The organism is Flavobacterium sp. NRK F10, from assembly GCF_024054235.1.
In the GTDB taxonomy this organism is placed as follows: Bacteria; Bacteroidota; Bacteroidia; order Flavobacteriales; family Flavobacteriaceae; genus Flavobacterium; species Flavobacterium sediminis.
Genome location: NZ_JAMXLC010000009.1, coordinates 1 through 215, shown reverse-complemented (window position 1 = coordinate 215; position 215 = coordinate 1). Strand labels below are relative to the sequence as shown.

Here is a 215-nt window from a genome sequence, read left to right as displayed (position 1 = left end):
GGTGCCGCATCATGGATCGCCAGAGGAGCATAGTCGTTATAATCGATCTTAAAGTTAAACAGGTCATTGCCTGTCATAATATTATTAACATCATTAATGTTTGTCAACCAACCTCTGATGTTGTAGGTATAGTCTACCGTTTGTAAAGCGGTTGCTCCCGTAACGTCTGTACCGCCAACATTTTTGCTGATCAATTGCCCCAGTTCGTCATAGGT

At 42.3% G+C, this 215-nt stretch carries 1 protein-coding gene; it reads right to left on the bottom strand.

The features are described 5' to 3' along the window. Positions 1-215, bottom strand: a 215-nt coding sequence (locus tag NHF50_RS15615; protein WP_252777365.1) for a hypothetical protein, incomplete at both ends; no start/stop codon positions are given.